Origin of the sequence: Stutzerimonas stutzeri (genome assembly GCF_000219605.1) — a bacterium.
In the GTDB taxonomy this organism is placed as follows: domain Bacteria; phylum Pseudomonadota; class Gammaproteobacteria; order Pseudomonadales; family Pseudomonadaceae; genus Stutzerimonas; species Stutzerimonas stutzeri.
In genome coordinates this window covers 2,400,401-2,421,970 of sequence record NC_015740.1, presented here as the reverse complement: position 1 = coordinate 2,421,970, position 21,570 = coordinate 2,400,401, and the positions used below count along the sequence as shown (strand labels likewise).

Annotated in this window: 13 protein-coding genes and 7 pseudogenes; 9 read left to right on the top strand and 11 right to left on the bottom strand. The window is 56.3% G+C overall.

Features of this window, described 5'->3' with window-relative positions; all coding sequences use genetic code 11:
• Positions 1 to 4 precede the first annotated feature (4 nt).
• The gene (locus tag PSTAB_RS21570; protein WP_371870546.1) at positions 5 to 340 is read right to left on the bottom strand and encodes a hypothetical protein; all 336 of its coding nucleotides are present in this window, start codon (positions 338 to 340) and stop codon (positions 5 to 7) included.
• A gap of 286 nt (positions 341 to 626) precedes the next feature.
• On the opposite strand from PSTAB_RS21570, the gene PSTAB_RS21215 reads away from it, so the two are divergent.
• The 3 genes from PSTAB_RS21215 to PSTAB_RS21205 all read left to right on the top strand — a co-directional run bounded on the left by PSTAB_RS21215 (position 627) and on the right by PSTAB_RS21205 (position 3,724).
• The gene (locus PSTAB_RS21215) at positions 627 to 860 is read left to right on the top strand and encodes a helix-turn-helix transcriptional regulator (RefSeq protein WP_312024851.1); all 234 of its coding nucleotides are present in this window, start codon (positions 627 to 629) and stop codon (positions 858 to 860) included.
• Positions 861 to 912: 52 nt separating this feature from the next.
• Entirely contained in the window at positions 913 to 2,412 is a 1,500-nt protein-coding gene (locus tag PSTAB_RS21210; protein WP_003291448.1) for a YfjI family protein, read from the top strand.
• A 220-nt stretch (positions 2,413 to 2,632) separates the two neighbouring features.
• Entirely contained in the window at positions 2,633 to 3,724 is a 1,092-nt protein-coding gene (locus PSTAB_RS21205) for a YagK/YfjJ domain-containing protein (protein WP_157782031.1), read from the top strand.
• On the opposite strand, the gene PSTAB_RS21565 is transcribed toward PSTAB_RS21205, so the two are convergent.
• The 5 genes and pseudogenes from PSTAB_RS21565 to PSTAB_RS11175 all read right to left on the bottom strand — a co-directional run bounded on the left by PSTAB_RS21565 (position 3,721) and on the right by PSTAB_RS11175 (position 8,438).
• Positions 3,721 to 4,758, bottom strand: a complete 1,038-nt coding sequence (locus PSTAB_RS21565) for a hypothetical protein (protein WP_148263414.1) — start codon at positions 4,756 to 4,758, stop codon at positions 3,721 to 3,723. The two genes, PSTAB_RS21205 and PSTAB_RS21565, sit on opposite strands and share 4 nt — an antisense overlap.
• A gap of 40 nt (positions 4,759 to 4,798) precedes the next feature.
• Positions 4,799 to 6,139: a tyrosine-type recombinase/integrase gene (locus PSTAB_RS11185; protein ID WP_036998072.1), complete on the bottom strand. Its 1,341-nt coding sequence runs from the start codon at positions 6,137 to 6,139 to the stop codon at positions 4,799 to 4,801.
• Positions 6,140 to 6,445: 306 nt separating this feature from the next.
• A pseudogene (locus PSTAB_RS11180) lies at positions 6,446 to 6,676 on the bottom strand (tyrosine-type recombinase/integrase); the annotation flags it as partial.
• 211 nt (positions 6,677 to 6,887) lie between these two features.
• Positions 6,888 to 7,004 (bottom strand): annotated as a pseudogene (locus tag PSTAB_RS21200) (response regulator); the annotation flags it as partial.
• A 21-nt stretch (positions 7,005 to 7,025) separates the two neighbouring features.
• Positions 7,026 to 8,438 (bottom strand): ATPase domain-containing protein, encoded by a 1,413-nt coding sequence (locus tag PSTAB_RS11175; protein ID WP_013982986.1) that lies wholly within the window; start codon positions 8,436 to 8,438, stop codon positions 7,026 to 7,028.
• A 768-nt stretch (positions 8,439 to 9,206) separates the two neighbouring features.
• On the opposite strand from PSTAB_RS11175, the pseudogene PSTAB_RS22140 reads away from it, so the two are divergent.
• The 6 genes and pseudogenes from PSTAB_RS22140 to PSTAB_RS11150 form a co-directional block, all read left to right on the top strand.
• Positions 9,207 to 9,542 (top strand): annotated as a pseudogene (locus PSTAB_RS22140) (EAL domain-containing protein); the annotation flags it as partial.
• A 582-nt stretch (positions 9,543 to 10,124) separates the two neighbouring features.
• A pseudogene (locus PSTAB_RS21190) lies at positions 10,125 to 10,417 on the top strand (Hsp20/alpha crystallin family protein); the annotation flags it as partial.
• Between the two features lie 141 nt (positions 10,418 to 10,558).
• Positions 10,559 to 13,402: pseudogene (clpK, locus tag PSTAB_RS11170) on the top strand (heat shock survival AAA family ATPase ClpK).
• A 235-nt stretch (positions 13,403 to 13,637) separates the two neighbouring features.
• On the top strand, positions 13,638 to 14,105 hold the full coding sequence (locus PSTAB_RS11160) for a phosphate-starvation-inducible PsiE family protein (protein ID WP_013982983.1): 468 nt from the start codon (positions 13,638 to 13,640) through the stop codon (positions 14,103 to 14,105).
• Positions 14,106 to 14,426: 321 nt separating this feature from the next.
• Positions 14,427 to 16,208 carry a monovalent cation:proton antiporter-2 (CPA2) family protein gene (locus PSTAB_RS11155; protein WP_080564977.1) on the top strand — a complete coding sequence of 594 codons (1,782 nt, stop codon included), beginning with the start codon at positions 14,427 to 14,429 and terminating at the stop codon, positions 16,206 to 16,208.
• Positions 16,209 to 16,426: 218 nt separating this feature from the next.
• The gene (locus PSTAB_RS11150; protein WP_013982981.1) at positions 16,427 to 17,395 is read left to right on the top strand and encodes an LLM class oxidoreductase; all 969 of its coding nucleotides are present in this window, start codon (positions 16,427 to 16,429) and stop codon (positions 17,393 to 17,395) included.
• A 228-nt stretch (positions 17,396 to 17,623) separates the two neighbouring features.
• Here PSTAB_RS11150 and PSTAB_RS11145 read toward each other — a convergent pair.
• From PSTAB_RS11145 to tcyJ, 5 genes and pseudogenes are all read right to left on the bottom strand, one after another.
• Positions 17,624 to 17,995 (bottom strand): annotated as a pseudogene (locus PSTAB_RS11145) (amino acid ABC transporter ATP-binding protein); the annotation flags it as partial.
• A gap of 33 nt (positions 17,996 to 18,028) precedes the next feature.
• A protein-coding gene (locus PSTAB_RS11140) for an IS3 family transposase (protein WP_232244002.1) occupies positions 18,029 to 19,575 on the bottom strand; the annotation gives its coding sequence in 2 pieces (ribosomal slippage) (positions 18,029 to 19,089 and positions 19,089 to 19,575; 1,548 coding nt in all).
• 72 nt (positions 19,576 to 19,647) lie between these two features.
• Positions 19,648 to 20,040, bottom strand: a pseudogene (locus PSTAB_RS11130) (ATP-binding cassette domain-containing protein); the annotation flags it as partial.
• A complete protein-coding gene (gene tcyL / locus PSTAB_RS11125) occupies positions 20,040 to 20,708 on the bottom strand; it encodes a cystine ABC transporter permease (RefSeq protein ID WP_013982975.1) in 669 nt (222 codons plus the stop codon). The pseudogene PSTAB_RS11130 and the gene tcyL, both read right to left, overlap by 1 nt.
• The gene (tcyJ, locus tag PSTAB_RS11120; RefSeq protein ID WP_013982974.1) at positions 20,705 to 21,499 is read right to left on the bottom strand and encodes a cystine ABC transporter substrate-binding protein; all 795 of its coding nucleotides are present in this window, start codon (positions 21,497 to 21,499) and stop codon (positions 20,705 to 20,707) included. The genes tcyL and tcyJ overlap by 4 nt, the downstream gene beginning before the upstream one ends.
• Between the last annotated feature and the right edge of the window lie 71 nt (positions 21,500 to 21,570).

Sequence of the window (21,570 nt, the reverse complement as noted above, 5' to 3'; positions counted from 1 at the left end):
GAGTTCAGCGCTCATTTTGTGTAAAGGCAGTGCCGCAGTGATGGCACTCATAGTTGTCGAGTACGTGAGAATCGAACTCTTCACCCATCTTGGCGCCGGCCAGCCCCCCGGCAGTTCCACCTGCCAGGCCGCCCAGAATCGCGCCAGCCAGGCTACCCAGCGTAATACCCACGGGGCCAGCGAAAGCACCTATAAGCGCGCCGCTTTTTGCGCCAGCCATAGCGCCTGCTGCTCCGCTCGCCGTGCCGCCAACGGCGCCAATAGCGCCACCGACTTTGCGACCATGATTGCGCGCTACAACTCGAAGAGAACCGCAGGAAGGACAGCAAATACTCATCATTCAGACTCCTGTTCAAAAGAGGATACCCAGAGGTAGAAACGAGCCTTTCGTGCTCGTCTTCCTGTGGGTAATACATTTCTAAAATCTTTTTGAATCGGGTCTGGCCTCAAGTCTAGGAAGCCCGAGGCTGTGGGCTCTGGAGGCTATAGCTATTCCAGCTATTAATAGCAGAATAGCTATCCACCTCTGCCGAAAATTTTAACGTTAGAAAACGTTAACTCATTTTCCTTTGGATCTTGACGCATGGCTTATAGGATCTGCGCAACCAATCCAAAGGAGCACAAGTATGTTCAGCCAAAGATCAAAGCCATTAGTAATGATTCGGCTTAGAGATGTTTTAAATCGCACAGGGCTTTCAAGGTCAACTATCTACAACAAGCTTGATGTCGACTCGCCGCATTACGATGAAATGTTTCCAAAGCAAGTACGTGTAGGCAGAGGATCTGTGCGATGGATTGAGTCTGAAATAACTGCCTGGATCGAGAAGTGTATAGCCTTATCGAGAGAACCTAAAACATAGCAGGTGAAGGTACGGTGCTTGTTTTATAGCGTAAAAGTTACTGGAGAAATTAGTGTTTTCTAAAAAAGAAATATGGAATCAAGAGTGCGTTGAGGTCGCTGATAACGGGCGAACTGCGCTTGCCTCTCTTCCATTGCTGAGTGCTGCGATAAATGAAGCTGAGATAAATATACAGGCGCCGAGAGGGTTAGTTATAAACTCTGCATTAACGGCCATCTCAATAGCTTTGCAGGGGCTTATTGATGCTAGTAAACCTAACGCTCAGAGGGTGCCTGTATCTCTCATGCTGCTCGCTATAGCAAATTCTGGAGAAAGAAAATCGACTGCTGAAAGTGTTTTTCTGAAGCCTATTAGGGAGTTTCAGTCAAGGCAGGCGAGAGTTTTTTCTGAGAAGCTACTGGTTTGGAATGCGAAGCATGACTCTTGGGTGGTTAGGCGTAAGGCAGTTCTAAAAAACATTGAGAAAAAAATGTCGAAAGGATTATCGACAAAAGAAGATGAAATGGTGTTGTTACAAGTAGATCGTGAGTGTCCAGTGAAGCCTAAAGAATTTAAAATTCTTTATGAGGATTCAACGTCTGAAGCTTTGTTTTATGGCATGTACAAGAATTTACCAACGGCAGGGTTGGTTTCGAGCGAGGGAGGAGGCGTATTAGGAGGTCGAGCTTTTAATGATCTTTCTAAGCAAAATTCAATTTGGAGTGGAGATGCAATTACGGTCGATCGGAAAACATCTGAAAGTTTTGAGCTTGTAGGAGGTAGGCTAACCGTTTCAATGATGGTGCAGAAAAGTGCTTTTTCAGAATACATGAATAATAAAGGCGAGCAGTCTAGAGGGTCAGGTTTGTTGGCGCGCTTCTTAATTTGCCATCCTAAATCTAGGCAAGGAAATAGGTTTATTGATGGCGCAACACAGTCATGGGAGTGTTTAGATAGATTTAATGCCCGTATTGAATATTTACTGGATAGAAATCTTAAAAAATTTTCAGATAAGAGCATGGAGAAGGAGCTGATTCATTTTGATTGTGAGGCTTCTCGATATTGGATAAATATTGCAAATGAAATTGAATCAAAGATTTGCCCAAAAGGAATCTTAGATGGATTGGGGGATCACGGATCAAAGCTTGCGGATGTGATTTGTCGATTGGCAGCGCTGTTTCACTGTTTCGAAGGGTTTGCGGGAGATATATCGATAACTACGCTGCGAGCAGCTGAGGGGGTTGCTAAGTGGTATTCAGATAATTTTATTAAATTATTCGGCCGTGCATCCAAAGAGGAGGAGGAGGCGCGAGAGTTGAATGAGTGGCTAGACGCGCTTCGAATGACCGGGAGGCGGTTAGTTAAAAAGAATTACATCAGGCAGTATGGCCCGGGCAAATTTAGGAGGAAAGATGTTCTTGACAGGCTGCTTTTATATCTCTCGACAATTGGAGTTGTCCAATACTGCTCCTACGTTGGTGATAAAACAATTTATCTAGATATTTGTCCAGGGCAGAGCGCGATGCCGCTTATTCCGCTCTACGCAAATTCCACTAACTTATCTTCGATCTAGGCTTGATTTGGTTAGCCTATTATCGAGGCTCTACTTTTGATTTGGTGGGGTAATCCTTATTTTTACGTGATATCTATTTTTTTCAATTATGGTTTATATTCTAATTAATTACTAAATTATTACTATATTGCTAGTGATGTTGGAATTAGATGTGTGTTGGAAGTTAATGATGAATGACATGATGCCTACATCATGTCATTAGAAAATTATGGTGATTTCAATGGGTGATACTAAAGACTGGATTGATTGTAATGGGGTGTCAAGCTTGATAGTAGAGGAGATCGGAGATGTTCCTCTACTGAGAGTGGAGGAGACCTTGTTGCTAGATCTTCGCAGGATTGAAAGGATGATGAGATGCTTGGAGATGAGTGAAGAGGTTGAGCTTTTCTCATGCTCCAATGTTCGGAATGATGTGAGAGTAAAAGCTACAAGGCTAGGGAGGGATTTTATATCGAACCTACTTCAGGGAGTGTCAAAATTTGATTATCATTTTCCAGTTCATGAGATGAATCCTTACGTTGAGGTTTTTTACAAGTGTATTAATAAGTTGGAAGGCTCGAACATGCTGAATGGTTGGGCTGATTTAATAAATGAAGATGCTTTGAGTTTTATAGTTCAGATGAATGGTATTGTTTGTTTTGCTCGTTGTGAATTGTCTAGCAAGGCTTTCAAAAAAATAAGCAAAAGGTTTGTGAAGGCTTCTAAGAAGAGATCTAAGAGCCTTGAGGAATATATAGATGCTCTTTTTGTTGAGCACTCTAGGATGCTTGTGGTAAGAATCGACCTTTCTTATCGCTCTGGCTTCTTTAATAAGGGGGACGGGTTTGATGATAAATTAAAATTGGTTAGGTCTCATTGGGCTGGTATGCAAAGGGATCTACATAAGGGAAAGCCGGTTGATGGTCTGCTTGGGTTCGCTTGTAAGCTTGAGTATGGACAGTTGAAAGGATTTCATCTCCATCTTTTACTCTTTTATAACGGCTCAGTTCGTCGTCAAGATGGAGTGCTGGCTAGGATGGTGGGGGAGCACTGGAGAGACTCAATTACTAATGGGGCAGGGGCGTATTTCAACTGTAATGCCGTAAAAGCAAAGTATCGGCATTTGGGAATAGGTATGATTAACTTCGATCAAGTAGAATACATTGATGCTTTAAAAAGGCGGGTGGCATCATATCTTACTAAGGTTGATTACTGGGTTCGCTTATCTCCGCGAAAGGGAAGAGCTTTCTTTAGAGGTAATATGCCCAAAAAAACTGCGGTGAAGAGAGGGCGGCCTAGAAAGCTCTGTAAATTAGTTGCTTCTGAGGTTTAACGAGTGTTAATTTTTTTGTTTTTTCGTTTTTTTAAATTGATTATGGTGGAGGCTGCGATGGCAAGATTTGTTGTAAAGTGGTGTTTATTTATAAGTTCAAGTTGTATTGTTGTTGCTTTTTCCCGCTTTCCGCCGGTTTCCAAAAATTTATCTTCGATGGCTTTCGCAACCTCGTTAATAATAGTTAATTTCCTTGATCGATAAACGCCACCAGTTGCGTTGTTTGGCTTTTTTGAGGCTGATTCATAAGGCCCATCTGGAATTATAGCTAGCGCGGCTTGTTCTATTAGGCGTTCGCTAGTAGTGTCCCATCTTGCTCTTAGCCAGTCTTCTACGCTTTTGAGTATGTTATCTGTGGTGGTTTCCGGGGCTATTGTTGAAATAAATAATTCTGATGCTAAGTTTAGATCCGCAAGTTTTTCCGACATCCAATAATCTTTTGGGGTTGAGTTTGAGTTGCTTCTGGAGTTACCTTCTAGGTGGTCTTTTAGTAACTTGTCTGCGTCAAGCGATTTGATATAAATGTCGTTTTCGGCTAGGAGAATATCCATTGCTGATAACGGGCCTGACCGTGATGAGAAGAATATGCCTGAGTCGATCACGAACGAAGCAGGCGGTGATGGAGTATTTTTAATTATCTGTTGGGCTGTTTTCTTTGTAAGCAGTCCATCGGTGGATTGAAAGTAGATTGACTGGACTCTATTCACCAATGCTTTGCCAAGATTGATCATCTCAAACCATTCTGCTGGTGAGATGGTTATAAAGCTAACGTTCTCTCTCAGCTTGGTGTAAAAATCATGTTCGTCGCTAAATGGAGTCCCTTGGTGCTTCTTGTGATAGTCTTTAAATGTTTTGGGTTTATTTTCGCTAGGAGCGATTACTGAGCCTGATGCGTAAATATCAACATTTGCAGGGCGGCGAACTAGAAGGTCTAATTTTAGTTCTATAAGCTTTTCTTTGAGGTCAAGCCCTGAAAGCTTATATTTCTTACGGATGTCGGTGACTGGCAATAGTTTGCTATCGTTATTTTCCATTATTTTATTCCAGATTATGCGCCAGCTATTTGATATTGGATCATCGTTTTCTGCAGAGTTCCGATAAGTGCTTGCCAAGGACGTCCCAGGCGCTAGCCATTTCTTTTGTATAGCTGTGACGTTGGTAAGTACGCTTCACCTTATTTTCTTCAGTATGGTTTAGACAGCGCTCTGCTACCTCAGGAATAACGCCTAGCGCAGTCATCAAGGTTGCACCTGTTCGCCTTAGATCGTGTGGAGTCCATTTGCCCCCTTTTAGAATTAACGCTTGAGCGCTGGCACTTCGGTTGCTCATAACTTGCTGATCTGGTTGGCGTTGCCTGTCGCCAAGCTGTTTGGTCACGGTCTTCGAGCAAACAGGGCCAGTGTTTTTTGTGTTGGGGTAGCACCATTGACTTTTGCCGCTAAATACTTTGACTTTCTCGAACTGCTGAATCGCAAATTCAGAGAGGGTGACACTGTGAGCCTTGCCGTTCTTGCTGTCTTGTGCAGGAATAAGCCAAACACCCGTATTGAGGTCGATGTTCTCCCAGCGAGCATTTGTTAGCTCCCCAATACGGCAACATGTGGAGAGCGCAATCCAGATTGCTGCCTCTGTCGAGGGGAGCAAACCGGCTGCTGGTGCTTGCTTCGCTAAAGCACGAATTTCTTCGTCGCTCAGCACCCTGTCTCGTTCAACGTCCTTGCCACCGATCTTCGCTTTGCGGATGCTAGCGGTTGGATCGTGATCGATTAAGTCTCTGTCCACGGCGAATCGGAACATTTGCCGCATAAGGCTGAAGATCATCTTGGCCATCCGGTTGACGCCACGGGCAAGCAAAGCGTCTGTCACTTCGGTGATATGGCCTTTCTTTACCTCATCGATAGGTATGCAGCCTAAGAGTGGCAAGACGTCCTTATTGAACATGCGGCGCACCTCGTCTCCGCCGTCTTTACGATTGATCAAGTCAACCTTGGCCCAGTGATCAAATAGGTCTTGGACGGTCTTTCTAGCGGCTTGTCGAGCCCGTGCTTCTTCGGAAGCCGCTTTCTCGGCCGCAACGCGGGCTTGCTCTGCTTCACGGGCCGCTTTTCGATCATCTTCTTCGGCCTGAATGTATTCCCGCAGATCGCGATTTCCACCCTGATAGAGGCGCGAAAGCTCGCCTGCCTTCGCCCGGGCTTCCTTTAGTGTTAATCCATCGACTCCAGCTGGGTCATACACCCCGAGCGGAAGAAAAATGCGTTCACTGCTTGAGCTCGTGTAGCGAAAGTAAAAATGGCGTTCCCCACTCGGTCGGAGCCTTGCCATGAAGCGACCGCAACCACGCGGCGCATCTTCGATTAGCCAGGTCGGCTTATCTGGCTTTGCATTCATTTGCTTGTCGGTAATCGTAGCCATCGCATCCTCGCCAATCCAGGTCACCGTTGGGTCACCGTTTCTCGTAGGCTTTGTTAGCATTCTATTACATGCGATTGGACAGCAGAACCTTTGAAACCCCTGTATTTGCTGTTGTTAGGCGATGACTTTGGATTTTCTGGAAATGCGCTGGACTCTAATTTACCTTTATGGGGTGCAAGGGGTCGAGTGTTCGAATCACTCCGTCCCGACCAAAATTCCCTAGAAAATCCAGTTACTTAGCGGTGACTGGATTTTTTTTTGTCCGGTCCGCGCGTGGCGGTGTGGGGACTTTTGGGGGGACTTTTTTCAGCCTGCCTTCCTCCTCAGTATCGTCAGCGCCGGTCCCCTCGAATCCGTCGCCGATATCTTGTTGGCCTCATCGATCAGTTTGCCCAGTTCGGCCGCCGAGTAGTGGCTGGTGATGCTCCCGTTCTTGTGGCCCAACAGGACCTTCCTGTCTTCCTCCGTCACGCCTGCGGCGCGAAGCCTGCGACCGAACGTGTGCTTCAGGTCATGCACGCGGATCGACGCAAACCCGTTGGTGCTGCTCGGTTGAAGCGCTGCTCAGACAGCGGGCCAGTGCCGCGGCGACGAGGGAGGCGTTCGATACACCTTTCTTGGGTGCGAGCTCGTCGAGACGACCGGCGTGTTCGGGCTCGATGAAAAGGTTCAGCCGCGTGCGTCTCATAGTTCGCCGTGACTCTGCTGGTCAATCGCGCCGAAGAACCGCAGGTCTTGGCAGATCGAGTTCGAGCTCATAGCGTCCATTGCTTGCTTGCGTGACCATGAAGCCTACGTCTTCAAGCGCAAGGGTCAGGACCTCGACAATCAAGTATTCATCATCGACTACCAAGACCGTTGTCATGGATAAAAACCTTATCGACCGCTAGCGATCTTGCGGTGTGAGTGTGCCGTTCGACGTCAATGAGTAACCACCCGGTCCGATCTGGGCGGACAGCGTGGTGCGCTCATAGGGGCCGTTACGGCGTTTTATGATCCTCAGAGTTGGCTCGCTGGTGCCTGGCCCCTCGGTGAAGCCGGCCAGAATGACGTTATCGAACAGGCTGCAAAGCTCTGCCGGAGGCGCCACGGGGGCATTTGCAGCGAAGAAATTGAGCTCCCACGTTGCCACCATCGTGGTACCCAGTGCGCGCGCCTCGTTCACCAGTGCGCTGACGAATTCCAATTGTCGGCCTTGCTGCAAGCTGGGGCGCGTCAGCGCGGCCAATGTGTCAATTACGATGCGAGAAAGCTGCTTGTGTCTGATCCGGGCGAGCATATCCAACGCCATCCGATCAGGAATGAACTGTGTCGTTGGTTGCCAATGAAAGTCGAGACGCCCTTGCTCAACCGGCTTTTCAAGCCCGAGCTCAAGCTGACCTGATTTCCTGAGCAGTTGTTCGGGCGACTCGACGAAACCGAAGAAAGCCCCATGTTCGTCCGGTGCCGCGCCGGCAAGGAAATTGAGCGCAAAAGTCGTCTTGCCTGCACCGGAGGGACCAATGACTAGCGTTGCGCTGCGCTCGATGAACCCGCCACCCAAGGCTTCATCCAGGCCCCCAATGCCGGTTGGTAGCATTCGCTCGCCGAGTGAGAGTGGGGCAGTTGGCTGGCTCAACAGTGCTTCGATTCGAGGATAAATGGCAATTCCATTGCTAGTGATCTCGTACTCGTGCTCCCCGGAAACATAGTCCGAGCCCCGGTACTTGTGCACGCCGAGCCGGCGATAGGAGCGCATGCCGACCCGTTCTTCCTTGAGGGAGAACACGCCATCAACCATCGTCAGCTCCGGGCTGCCATGATCAATCTCTGCACTGGTCAAAAGCAGCGTGGTGCAACCGGCAAAACTGGCGTGTACCTGAAGCTCGGCGACAAACTTCTTCGTGTTCAGTGGGGTGTCCGAGCGGCTACGGACGTTCATCAGCCCGTCGAGGACCAGAAGGGTAGCCTTGTGCCGGATGATCTCGCGGCGAAGCAGCTTCAGGACCTCGTCGAGCCCCTCGTTCTCGAGTGTGTCGAAGGCGCTGACGTACAGCATGCCTGCGCCTATCTCGGCTGAGTTGAAGAAACTGAGCGTCGACAGGTACTGGAAGAGGCGGTCGTGCGGCTCTGAAAGGAGAGAGGCGAAAATGACTTTTCCGCCTTGGGCCGTGTGATGGAAGGCGACCTGGTTAGCGAAGATGGTCTTGCCCGAACCCGGTCGTCCTTGAATTAAATAAGCGGCCCCGGCGACGAAACCGCCGTGGGTAATGGCGTCTAGACCATCTATACCGCTTTCCAAGCGCTCAAGTGCTTTCACGTCAATCTGCCTGGTGAATGAGGGCGTTGGGGAATTTGTCTCGGGGCCTGGCTACAAGTGCGCCGGATGTACGATTTGGCCGACGCAGGAATGCTTCGAACCGGCACATTTTCCGTTTCCCGTTGCGATAGCGGACACGTCAGGTCGCTGAGAGTAACCAGGCGTAACGTTAAACCTGACTATGAAATAAAGCGGGCAATGTAACACAGGGTTTGTACCGTCTGCCGCTGACGTTAATGAGTCGGTGATTTAGGCAATGGGCTCGACATGGGAACCCTCTTTTCTCGGGTTTTGCTGGGGTACGCAATTGCAGCGGCAACAGTTTACCGACCGCGCCAGAGCCCTTCCCTGCTTGGGGTTGCGAGCCGATGTCCGCGCTAAGCATAAGGTCCGCGGCTGTATGCCCCTCTCAGGGAAAAGGCGGATTCCGATCGAGGCGCCCGAGTGAGAGGTATTGGAACCGTCGACCAGCGGGGGCCTCGATGCAGGGCGATCAGGCCCATTCTAGTTCCAAGGCGGTGCTGCGGGCCAAGATCACGGACTCGTCGCCGCCGAAACGCGCGACCAAGTTCCCGCGGGCGGCACGGCGGTAATTCGCTGGGCAGCTTCGCATAGATCGAATCCTTCAGCGTTGGTAGAGCTGACCCCAGCCTGCGCAGGCGCGCACCGGTTTCCACGCAAGCTGGTTGGAACTCGAAGTGACCGAGGGCGCCCTGATAGACGACGCCAAGGCATCCCGCCCGGTAACGGAAGGCGCAGGCGCAAGGCGTCCGGCGTGCGGGCGACGACTTCGGTACCGGCTACGCGGCGCCGGTCCTATCTCGCCGATCCCCCATCGACGTCGTCAAGCTGGACCGGTCTTTCGTGACGGGAATTGCGGGAGACGTTGACCGGTATCTCTTCACGTGCACCATCGTGGATATGGCTCGCTCGCTGAAACTGCATGTCGTAGGGTGTCGAGGATGCCGAGATAATGGAGCTGTTGCGAGTAGTGGGACACGACTAGGGGCCAAGCTATCTTTTCGCCCCTATCGCTCGATTCGCCAGGCTGCCGTAGGTCGCGAAACGGCAGAACGACCAAAATCCGTCTTAAAAAGCTGTTGACAAGAACAATTATGCACATATGGCTACCACTTCGGCGCGACTGCCTAACCGGCTGATGCGACGCGTTGGCGCAGCTCGATAAGTGACTGATTTATAAGGGGTAAGGCGAGCTGAACAAAATCTCGCCGATCTGTTTGCGATCCGCGCCAAACGGGCGTTTGCGCCAGCCATCCAAAATTTGCTCACAGTCTTATCCACAGCTTCTGTGGATAAGGATCTAACTCCTAACCGTAGCGGGGTTTTGCAGCGCCAAATTGGCCCGCATCAGAATAGGCGGGCATTGTTACCGTCTTGAGTACGGCGGAGAGGTCGATGGGGGCGGTATAGGCGTGCTATTGCCGATTCACGCATCGCGTTTACGATCTCGGTTCTAGATGTTTGCCACGTACCCTGCCACCTAACGCTCTCGCAATTATGCAGCTGAGAATCAGAATCACACTCATCGAATGCCTCTTCGACTGCTACCCCTGTGCCTGATCGCACTCGGCATTCGCCGTACGAAGCCCAGATATTTCTTGACTTTTAGCAGTTCCGGCGCAGAGTTTGTAAAGTACTGTAAAAAACCCCTTGGGCTTGGCTGAATTTGGTTTTCCGGCGCTTGTCATGCCGCGCTTGCCGTTCGATTGGCTAGGCATGCTGAAGCTGGCGTTGGATATTCAGGAAACCGGTAAGCAGCAGGATTTCCCTCGACGGTCTCGATGTCGAGGAAAAGGACATCCAGATCACGCCCGACAACGACGTGCCGATGGTGCGAGGTGAAAGCGCCAGGAGCAAGAGAAGAGCGAAGCGGCTTTTCTCGTGTCGAACTTCCCTACGGCAGTTTCCAGTGTGCACTGAACCTGCCCGACGATGCCAACCAGGATTCGAAGCGCTAAGCAAGTGCACCGAAGCACGGCCGTTCGATTCCGATTGAAGCTGAGTCGGATATTTCCATTGCGGTCGCCACGAGGTCCCACCAGGAAACGAGGCGCCGCGGCCTGCGGCCCTCGTCATCTCAATGACCAAGGAGCGTCCGCATGGCCAGGAAGCAATGTCAAATCTGCGGCCAACCCGCCACGGCGCGGGTGGAAGCCAATCTCAATGGTCGCCTCACCACCATGCTGTTGTGTGACGATCACTACCGCCAACTGGTGCGCCAGCAAAAGCGCGCCATTTCCCCGCTGGAAGCCCTTTTCGGCTCACGCAGCGGCCTGTTCGAAGATTTTCTCGGCAGCGATTTCTTCCGCATCGGAGAAGAGTCGGCACCGGCTGCAGCCGCTGCCGATGAAGTGGACGATGCGCCGTTTGGCGAACCAGCCTCCACAGCATCTGGCATGCCGCGCCGTCGCGGTAGCGGGTTGGCCAGCCGCATCAGCGAGCACTCCGAGGCGCTGTTGCAGGAAGCCGCCAAGCATGCCGCGGACTTCGGTCGCTCCGAAGTCGATACGGAACACCTGCTGCTGGCGCTGGCCGACAGCGATGTGATCAAGACCATCCTGAGCCAGTTCAAGATCAAGGTCGATGACCTCAAACGCCAGATCGAAGCCGAAGCCAAGCGCGGCGATAAGCCGTTCGAAGGCGAGATCGGCGTGTCGCCGCGGGTGAAGGATGCGCTCAGTCGCGCTTTCGTCGCTTCCAATGAATTATGACATTCCTACGTCGGGCCCGAACACTTCCTGATCGGTCTGGCCGAAGAGGGCGAGGGGCTGGCCGCCAACTTGCTGCGCCGCTATGGCCTCACGCCGCAGGCCCTGCGCCAGCAGGTAAACAAGGTGGTCGGCAAAGGTGCGGAGGATGGCCGCGCCGAGACGCCGACCAATACGCCGGAGCTCGACAAGTATTCGCGCGATCTCACCAAGATGGCCCATGCGGGCAAGCTGGATCCGGTCATCGGCCGCGCGCAGGAAATCGAAACCACCATCGAGGTGCTGGCGCGGCGCAAGAAGAACAACCCCGTATTGATCGGCGAGCCTGGCGTGGGCAAGACCGCCATCGTCGAGGGGTTGGCGCAGCGCATGGTGGCCGGCGAGGTGCCCGAGACGCTGCGCGACAAGCGCCTGGTGGAGCTGAACATCAATTCCATGGTGGCCGGCGCGAAGTACCGTGGCGAGTTCGAGGAGCGGGTGCAGAAGGTGCTGAAGGAGATCTCCGAGCACCAGGGCGAGATGATCCTCTTCATCGACGAGGTGCACACCATCGTAGGTGCCGGCCAGGGCGGCGGCGAAGGCAGGTTGGATGTGGCCAACGTCTTCAAGCCGATGATGGCGCGCGGTGAGCTGAACCTGATCGGCGCGACGACGCTCAACGAGTACCAGAAGTACATCGAGAAGGACGCCGCGCTGGAGCGGCGCTTCCAGCCGGTCATGGTGCCCGAGCCAACGGTGGCGCAGACCATCATGATCCTGCGCGGCCTGCGCGATACCTTCGAAGCGCACCACAAGGTCAGCATCACCGAGGACGCGATCATCGCGGCCGCCGAGCTGTCCGATCGCTACGTCACTGCGCGCTTTTTGCCGGACAAGGCCATCGATCTGCTCGATCAGGCTGCCGCCCGCGTGAAGCTGTCGGCGACGGCCCGCCCCGTGGCGGTGCAGGAGTTGGAGGCCGAGCTGCACCAGTTGCGCCGGGAGCAGGACTACCTGGCCTCCCGCAAGCAATACGACAATGCGGCGGAGGTCGGTAAACGCATCGAAACCAAGGATGCCGAACTCAAGACGCAGATCGAGGACTGGGAGCGCGAGCGGGGCTCGGGCAGCGCCGAAGTCAAGGCGGAACACGTGGCCCAGATCGTCTCGCGTCTGACCGGCATCCCGCTCAATGAGCTGACGGTGGAGGAGCGCGAGAAGCTGCTGCACCTGGAGGAGCGTCTGCACGAGCGCCTGGTGGGGCAGGACGAGGCGGTACGCGCGGTGGCGGATGCGGTGCGGCTGTCGCGCGCGGGTCTGCGCGAAGGCAGCAAGCCCGTGGCCACGTTCCTGTTCCTGGGCCCCACCGGCGTCGGCAAGACCGAGCTCGCCAAGGCGCTGGCCGAATCCGTCTACGGCAACGAGGGCGCCCTGTTGCGCATCGACATGTCGGAGTACGGCGAGCGTCATACCGTGGCGCGGCTGGTGGGCGCTCCGCCGGGCTACGTCGGCTATGACGAAGGCGGCCAGCTCACGGAGAAGGTCCGTCGCAAGCCCTACAGCGTGCTGCTGCTCGACGAGATCGAGAAGGCCCACCCCGACGTCTACAACATCCTGCTGCAGGTGTTCGACGACGGGCGGCTCACCGACGGCAAGGGTCGCGTAGTGGACTTCACCAACACCATCATCATTGCCACCTCCAACCTGGGATCCGACATCATTCAGCGCCGGCTGAAGGCGCGAGGAGCGGCCGGCGAGGAGTACGAGAAGACCAAGGCAGAGGTGATGGACGTGCTGCGCGGGCACTTCCGCCCCGAGTTCCTCAACCGCATCGACGAGCTCATCGTCTTCCACGCGCTGGGCAGGGAGGAGATCCGCCACATCGTCGGCCTGCAACTCGATCGCGTAGCCCGTAATGCCGCGAGCCAGGGGGTGACGCTGACGTTCGATGGGACGCTGGTCGATCACTTCGCGGAAGAAGGCTACAAGCCCGAATTCGGTGCTCGCGAGCTCAAGCGACTGATTCGCAGCGAGTTGGAAACGGCACTGGCGCGCGAGATGCTCGGCGGTGGCATCGGCAAGGGCGATCACGCCCATGCACGTTGGGAAGACAAGGCGGAGCGGGTCGCGTTCGACCGCAAGCAACCCGTTCCGGCCAGCGACGAAGGTCTCACTGAATCTGTGCAACCGCCGGGCTCGTCCAACGAGTCGAGCAAGGGGGCGCGCGCGAAGAAGTCCGAAAGCGGCAAGGCATGAAGCGCGGGGCTGCCCTAATCCTGAAAATGGGAGACGGCAGCCCGCCCATCCAGGTGCGGCGTCCCTGCGCGCGCGTGGTGGAGTACGCGCGACATCCTGTCGTGACGACCTGTTGGTCTGCCGATATCGCCCGCCAAATGACCACGTGCTTCGGCATGGACGAAGGCCTGGACTGGCGCAAGAGGCGTAGCGACCGCGATTTTTTAGGAGTGGCCTGTTTCTGAAGGAGTGGCGCATGAACAGCAATCAGACCGGGACGACACTTGAACGACTCCGCCGTGACTGGGCGGTGATGACGTTTTACGAACGCTTCGAGCAGGCCGTCGCCATCATCCTTTCAGCGGTGATCGCGGTGATTATCCTGGTGTCCCTGGTGCAGCTGATTCAGATTGTCTTCAGCCTGCTGATCATCGATGCATTCAATCCGCTCGACCACAAGATCTTCCAGAGTGTGTTCGGCATGATCATGACGCTTCTGATCGCGATGGAATTCAAGCACTCCATCGTGCGCGTGGCCTTGCGCCGTGACAGCATCATTCAGGTCAAGACTGTCATCCTGATCGGGTTGATTGCCCTGTCCCGCAAGTTCGTGATTCTCGATCCCGATGTCGATCCGGCCAAAGTCGCGGCGCTTGCTGGCGCCACCCTGGCTCTCGGGCTGACCTACTGGTTGTTGCGTGAGCGCGATGACCGAATCGTCTAGGACGCCACGGCTGCCAGCGGGTGGCCCAGGCCACAAACGTCGAGTCTGGCTACGGCATCGCTTGAGCGACCGCCTACAGACAGTGCAGCCGGCTTGCACTTTGATCGGTATCACTCGCAGGCGGCCTTTTACTCGGCGAAAGGGGGCTGTGGATCGCCCAGGAGCAAGCCTACTTGCCTTGTTATTCGAACCGGCGGCAGCTGCAGCGCCGACGCTGAAGTTGTATGGCGCACGTGCCATCCGGTCGGGTGAAGCACCCGAAATCGAGGGTGTACGAACATTTACCTGTAACCGCTCCTGACATGGCTGAGGGTCAAGGCTATGGCCGCTGAAGGCAACGCAGGACAATTATTGAGTGTCATTACGTTGCTTGCCGCCGCCGTGGTGGCAGTACCGCTGCTCAAACGCATCGGGTTCGGCTCGGTGCTGGGTTACCTGGCGGCGGGGATGATGATTGGTCCCTTCGGACTGCAACTGATCCATGACCCCCACACCATCATTCAGGTGGGCGAGTTGGGTGTGGTGATGTTTCTTTTTGTGATCGGACTGGAGCTGAAACCCTCACATCTATGGGAATTGCGCGGGCAGATCTTTGGGCTGGGTAGCCTGCAGGTGGTGGTCTGTGCTTTTCTGCTCACCTTCGTCGGCATGGCCTTTGGTTTCCCCTGGCAGGTGTCGTTTGTGTGCGCGGCCGGTTTCGTACTCACATCCACGGCCTTGGTTATGCAAGTCCTCTCGGAGCGCGGTGACATAACCGAGCCGAGGGGGCAGCGCATCGTGTCCATCTTGCTGTTTGAAGACTTGTTGATCGTGCCGTTACTGGCGGTGGTGGCTTTTCTCGCGCCCACTGAAGTGGTGCATGAACCCACTTCACCCCTTTGGCAGCGCATAGGTATCGCCGCCCTGTCCTTGGGCGCGCTGGCTGCCATCGGATTGTGGCTGCTCAATCCCTTGTTTCGGGTATTGGCTCAAGCCAAAGCGCGCGAGGTGATGACCGCCGCCGCGCTACTGGTGGTGCTGGGCGCAGCGCTGCTGATGGAAATCGGCGGGCTTTCAATGGCGATGGGGGCGTTCGTTGCCGGCGTGCTGCTGTCGGAATCCACCTTCCGCCACCAGTTGGAGGCCGACATAGAGCCGTTTCGCGGTCTGCTGCTGGGGCTGTTTTTTCTTGGCGTCGGCATGGCGTTGGATCTGCAAGTGGTGGCCACGAACTGGATGCTCATCACCTCTGGTCTGCTGGCGCTGATGCTGGTCAAGGCGCTGTGTATTTATGGGTTCGCGCGCCTCGCGAAGAGCTCCCATGGCGATGCGCTGGACCGCGCCGTGCTTATGGCGCAGGGTGGCGAATTTGCTTTTGTGTTGTTTGCCGAGGCGCTCAAGCTCAGGGTCATAAGCCCCGAAGTCAACGCCAATATGACGGCTATCGTGGTGCTCTCCATGGCCATTACGCCGGTGACCTTATTGCTGTACAAACGGTTTGCGCGCGCGCAAACCGTTTCGATGGACGGCGTGGAGCCCGCACATAATCTGCAAGGCAATGTACTCATCATCGGTTTTGGCCGCGTGGGTCAGATTGCCTGCCAGGCACCGCTCGCTCAGGGAGCGAAACTTTCCATTATCGAAATAGATCCGGAGGTGATCCGTGCCGTGGAGCCCTATGGTTTCAAGGCCTATTACGGTGATGGTGCCCGCCATGAAGTATTGCATGCTGCCGGCGCCCATAACGCCCGCACCATCATCGTTTGTGTAAATGACAAAAAAGCCGCGACACGCATCGTCGAAAGTACGCGGCACTACTGCCCGCAGGTGAAGTTGCTGGTACGTGCCTTTGACCGCGAGCATGCGCTCGAGCTGGTCAAGCATGACGCCGATTACATAGTGCGGGAAACCTTTGAGTCGGCCCTGCTGCTTGGACGTCAGGCCGTGCTGACGCTGGGGGCGTCTGAGCACGAAGCCGACGCGGTGACCGATGAAGTGCGCATGCGCGATGCCGAGCGTTTTGCCCTGGAAACAGCGGGTGGTCTGTTTGCCGGGCGAGCATTGGTACTGGGAAACATCGAGCGTATCGAACCGCCGAACCAAGAAGCGCGGGACGCCCAGTGAGCATTCATTCGGGATCGTATGGGTCTGTCGCCCTCGACCGTCTCGCCCTGTATCGCTGCCTTGCAGCAGGGGCAACGGGTGACCTCGCAACGCATCGTCCCTGGACCATCACAAACGCCCTGCGCGAAGTTCCAAGTGGCCTTGAAACGCTGATTTGATATCCGCTCGCAAGGATTTCTCTCAGCTCCTCAACATCTTTTGAATAAGTAGGAGGGCGCATGTTCACTCCGAATTCCATTCCCTATCAGCAACAACCTGGCTTTCAGCGCACATACCGCCAAGGCCGCCTGACCCTGGGGCTTTTCTTCCCTCTCGAAGCCTTTGCCGGTGATACGCCGAGCATGCTCGACCAGGCGAGCCTGGCCCAACGTGCCGACAAGCTGGGTTTCTCTGCTCTCTGGTTTCGCGACGTGCCGTTACGCGACCCCAGTTTCGGTGATTCGGGCCAGGTTTTCGATCCTTGGGTCTACCTGGGTTATATGGCGGCACACACGCGCTCGATTGCGCTGGGTACCGCCTCGATCATCGTGCCAATCCGCAATCCCCTACACACCGCCAAGGCCGCAACCAGTGTCGATCAGCTCAGCGGTGGCCGCCTGTTACTCGGCGTGGCTTCCGGTGACCGGCCGGTGGAGTTCCCCGCGTTCGGTGTCGACCCGGAACAACGTGACAGCCTGTTCCGCGAATACCTTCAGGTATTTCGCGAGGTTCAGCGCAGCAGTTTCGTGCCTTTGACCTGGTCCGGCGGCACGCTTGAAGGCGCAGATCTGATTCCCAAGCCGACCACGGCGGAAATACCTTTCTTTGTCACCGGCCATAGCCGCCAGACGCTGGATTGGATCGCCCGCTACAGTCATGGCTGGATCAGTTATCCGCGCGCACCGAAGACTCAGCAACTGATTGTCGAGAGCTGGCGCGCTGCGGTTCGTACCGAATGCGGTGAGCTGTTCAAACCCTTCACCCAGTCGCTATACATCGACCTGACGGATAGCCCGCAGACACCACCTCGCCCGATCCACCTGGGCTATCAACTAGGGCGATATCACCTGATCTCGTTGCTGGAAAGTTTGCAGGAGATCGGGGTTAACCATGTGATCGTCAATCTGAAATACGGCCAGCGCCCCGCGAGCGAGGTTATCGAAGAGCTCGGCCAGTTCGTTCTACCGAACTTCGTCCTGTCAACATGAGCGACAAGATTCTGGCGAGCTACACAATTCGCTTCAGCTTTTTCTCATGCGCAAAATCGGCATTGCTACGATCGAGGCGGCGTTGAAGGGAAAAGGGCATTCCAGCCGAGTCGCGCCGATGGCTCAGCGGAGTACCCGGAAAGATGATCCCAGACGAGAGATGGCAGAAGATGAACCAGACCGGGCAAGCCAATCGCAAAGCGGCGAAGGCACTGGCCATCGGGCGATCTAGTTCACGTGGTTGCCGCCAATGAACTTGCTCAAAAACTGTCGCGTGCGTTCGTGCTGCGGTGCGCTGAGCAGTTGCCTTGCGTCGCCTTGTTCAACGATGACCCCGCCGTCGATGAAGATCGCCCTGTCGGCCACGTCGCGGGCGAAGCTCATCTCGTGGGTGACGATGACCATGGTGCGCTTTTCCTCGGCCAGTCCGCGGATGGTGGCGAGCACCTCGCCGACCAGTTCCGGATCGAGCGCCGAGGTCGGCTCGTCGAACAGGATCACGTCGGGCTGCATCGCGAGCGCGCGGGCAATCGCCACGCGCTGTTGCTGACCGCCGGAGAGGCGCCTGGGATACGCATCTTCCTTGCCCTCCAGGCCGACGGCGATTTTCAAGGTAGTTGTCGCGTGAGCGTGTCACGCTGCCTTTGATGTTTGCTGCAGTACCGCTTCCCGCTCCGGGTTCAGGCACACGATTGGTGCCAGCACCCAGTTCCTGATGTTGCCGCTCCAGCGCTCCGGGTGCCGTGCACGCGCCGCCTCGTACAGCTCGATACGCTTGCGCAGCAACTCTTCCGCCTGGCCAGTATGTCGCTGCGCCGGGGTCACGAACTTCAGGGCGCTGTGGCGATGTTCATGGTTGTACCAGGCCACGAAGCTGTTCACCCAGTTCCTGGCCTGCTCCAGCGTGTCGAAGGGCCGCTCCGGCCACAGCGGGCAGTACTTCGCCGTGCGGAACAAGGCCTCGGCATAGGCGTTGTCATTGCTCACCCGCGGGCGGCTGAACGAGGGCATCACACCCAGGTTCTGCATGGCCGCCAGCATGGTCGAGCCCTTCATCGCGCTGCCGTTGTCCGAGTGCAGTACCAGCGGCTGGCCTGCTCGCTGTTCACGTAGGCAGGCCTGGCGTAGCAGCTGGGCGGCCTGCTCGGCGCTTTCACTTTCATGCACCTCGTTGGCCATCAGCTTCCGGCTGTAGACGTCCTTGATCATGTACCAGTAGAAGTAACGGCCCTTGACCGTGGTCGGCAGCCAGGTGATGTCCCAGCACCACAGCTGGTTCGGGCCGTCGGCCACATGGGTCGTCAGCGCTCGTTTCACCGGTGGGCGGCTACGGCCGCGCGGATGCTGCTGTTCGGCGTCCTTCAGCAACCGGTAAAAGGTCGACTCCGAGGCCAGCCAGGTGCCCTGATCGGCCAGCCGCGCCACGATCTGCTGCGGCGGCAGGCTGGCAAACTCGGGCTGATTGGCGACCTCCAGCACGCGGCGGCGCTCTTGCGGGGTCAGCTTGTTGGCCGGCTCAGCTCGCTGTGCCGAAGGACGCCGATCCTCCGGGCAGTGCTGCCAGCGCTGCAGGCTGCGCAGCGACAGGCCCAGTTCGGCGCAGGCCTGCGCCCGCCGCGCTCCCGCCGCCACGGCGTCCTCGATCAACTGCAGCGTTTCACGGCGATCCGGGGCGCTGATCATTCGTCCTCGTCCTTCCCCCAGAGCGCCTCGGCTTTTTTTCGCAACACCAGCAGAGCCGCGGTTTCTGCCAGCGCCGCATCCTTGCGCCGTAGTTCACGCTCCAGCTGCTTGATGCGCTTCTTCGCGGCCTTTTCCTCTTCGCGTTCGCGCCGGGTCTTGCTCGGCTGAGCCAGGCTGTTGGCCTGCTCGCAGGCTTCGCGCCAGGCGTTGATCTGCTCGACATACAGGCCTTTGCGCCGGCAGTACTCCGCCAGCTCAGCCGCATTGAGGCTGGCGCTTTCCAGCACCACCCGAAACTTGTCCTGGCTCGACCACTGGTCGGCCTGCTGTCCATCTCCCGGCACCACTGCTCCCGCTGCTCTGGCCTGTTTGCGCCAAGCATACAGGGTGGCATCAGTAATGCCTGTCGCTTCCACCAGCTCCGGCACCGTCCGGTTCAAGGGCGGCATCATCTGCCGCACCACCCACTCCCGATGCTCTATCGAATAACGCGCCACACGGCTCTCACTTCCGCCCACCGACCAAGACTCATCGAATCAACTCACACGACAACTATCCTGACGCGGCGGGCCGACCTTGGCCAGCAGTGCCCGGCCGCGCTCGATGGCCTCGCCGCGAGGCTCCTTCTTCACCTGCACCGGGCCTTCGATGACGTTCTCGAGGGCGGTCCGATGGGGGAACAGGTTGAAGTTCTGGAACACGAAGCCGACGTGCTGGCGCAGCTCGCGGATCAGCCCCTGCTGTGCCTTGAGCGGCCGGTCTGCGTCGATGTGGATCTCACCCACGCCGATCTGCCCGCCGCTGGGTTGCTCCAGCAGGTTGAGGCAGCGCAGCAGGGTGGTCTTGCCCGAACCGCTGGGGCCGATGATCGCCAGCACCTCGCCGGGAGCGATATCCAGGTCGATGCCCTTGAGCACCTCCTGGCCATTGAAGGATTTTCTCAGGTTGCGCACGGTGATCATCAGGCGTCCTGCTCGTGGCGGTTGACCCTGTGTTCCAGGCGTCCCTGGAAGTACGCCAGCACGCTGGCCAGCAACCAGTAGATGAGCGCAGCGGCCAGGTACATGGTGAAGATCTCGAACGTGCGCGCGGTGATCAGCTGCGCCTGGCGGAACAGCTCCGGCACCTGGATGGTGGCAGCCAAGGCGGTGTCCTTGACCAGCGAGATGAAGCTATTGCCCAGCGGGGGCAGGGCGGTGCGTGCGGCCTGCGGCAGGATGGCCCGGTACAGGGTCTGCGCGCGGCCCATGCCGATGCTGGCTGCCGCCTCCCACTGGCCACGGTCAATGGAGGCGATGGCGGCGCGCAGAATCTCCGCAGTGTAGGCCGCCATGTTCAGCGAGAAGCCGATCAGCGCCGCCGGCAGCGGGTCGAGCTGAATGCCCAGTTGCGGCAGTCCGTAATAGATCATGAACAGCTGCACCAGCAGCGGCGTGCCGCGGAAGAACGAGACATAGACCCTCGCCAGCCACTGCAGCGGCCAGAACGCGTACAGCCGCAGCAGCGCCAGACCGAAGCCCAGCAGCAGGCCGAAGAACATCCCACCCAGGCACAGGACCACGGTCCACCACGCGCCCTTGAGCAGGAAGGGCAGGGAGTCCAGGACCAGCTGCAGGCTGCCCTCGATCATTGCGTGACGTCAGCCCCGAACCACTTCTCCGATAGCTCTTTGAGCGTGCCGTCGGCGCGCAGCTTGGCTATGGCTTCGTTAATGGCGGCGAGCAACTGCGGGTTGCCCTTGCGCAGGGCAACACCGGACTCCTGGCGGGAGAAGGCTTCACCGGCCACCGCCAGGCGATTGCCGGTTTTCTCGACCATCTCGAAGGCGGCCAGTCGGTCGACCAGGATGACGTCGATGCGGCCGACGGCAAGGTCCTGGAACTTGGTCGGGTCATCGTCGTAGGTGCGGATATCGGCCTGAGGCACGTTCTCCTTCAGCCACTGCTCGTAGTTGGTGCCCAGGCCAACCCCGACCTTCTTGCCGGCGAGGTCGGTCGGACGCTTGACGCTGTCCGCATCGGCCTTGCGGGTGAGGGCCTGGATGCCAGAGACGGTGTAGGGCGTGGAGAAGTCGTACTTCTGCTTGCGCTCCTCGGAGATGGTCACCTGGTTGATCACCACGTCCAGGCGCTTGGATTCCAGGGCGGCGAGGATGCCGTCCCACTTGGTCGGCTGGAACTCGGCCCTGACCCCCAGCTCCTCTGCCAGCGCATTGGCGAAGTCCACCTCGAAACCGGTCAGCTCACCGCTTTCGTCCTGGTAGTTGAAGGGCGGGTAGGTGCCTTCGAGGCCGACCTCGAGGGTGCCGTTGGACTTGATCTCATCCAATAGATCGGCCGCTAATACCGGCATGAACAGGCTTCCGAGCAGCAGGCTCAGACTGCCGAGCAGGAAATGGCGACGCAGGATCGCAAACGTCATGGCGGGCCTCCAGGGGAACGGAAAGGTCACACAACTCTAACGACGGACATTTATTCGAGAAAATAATTAGA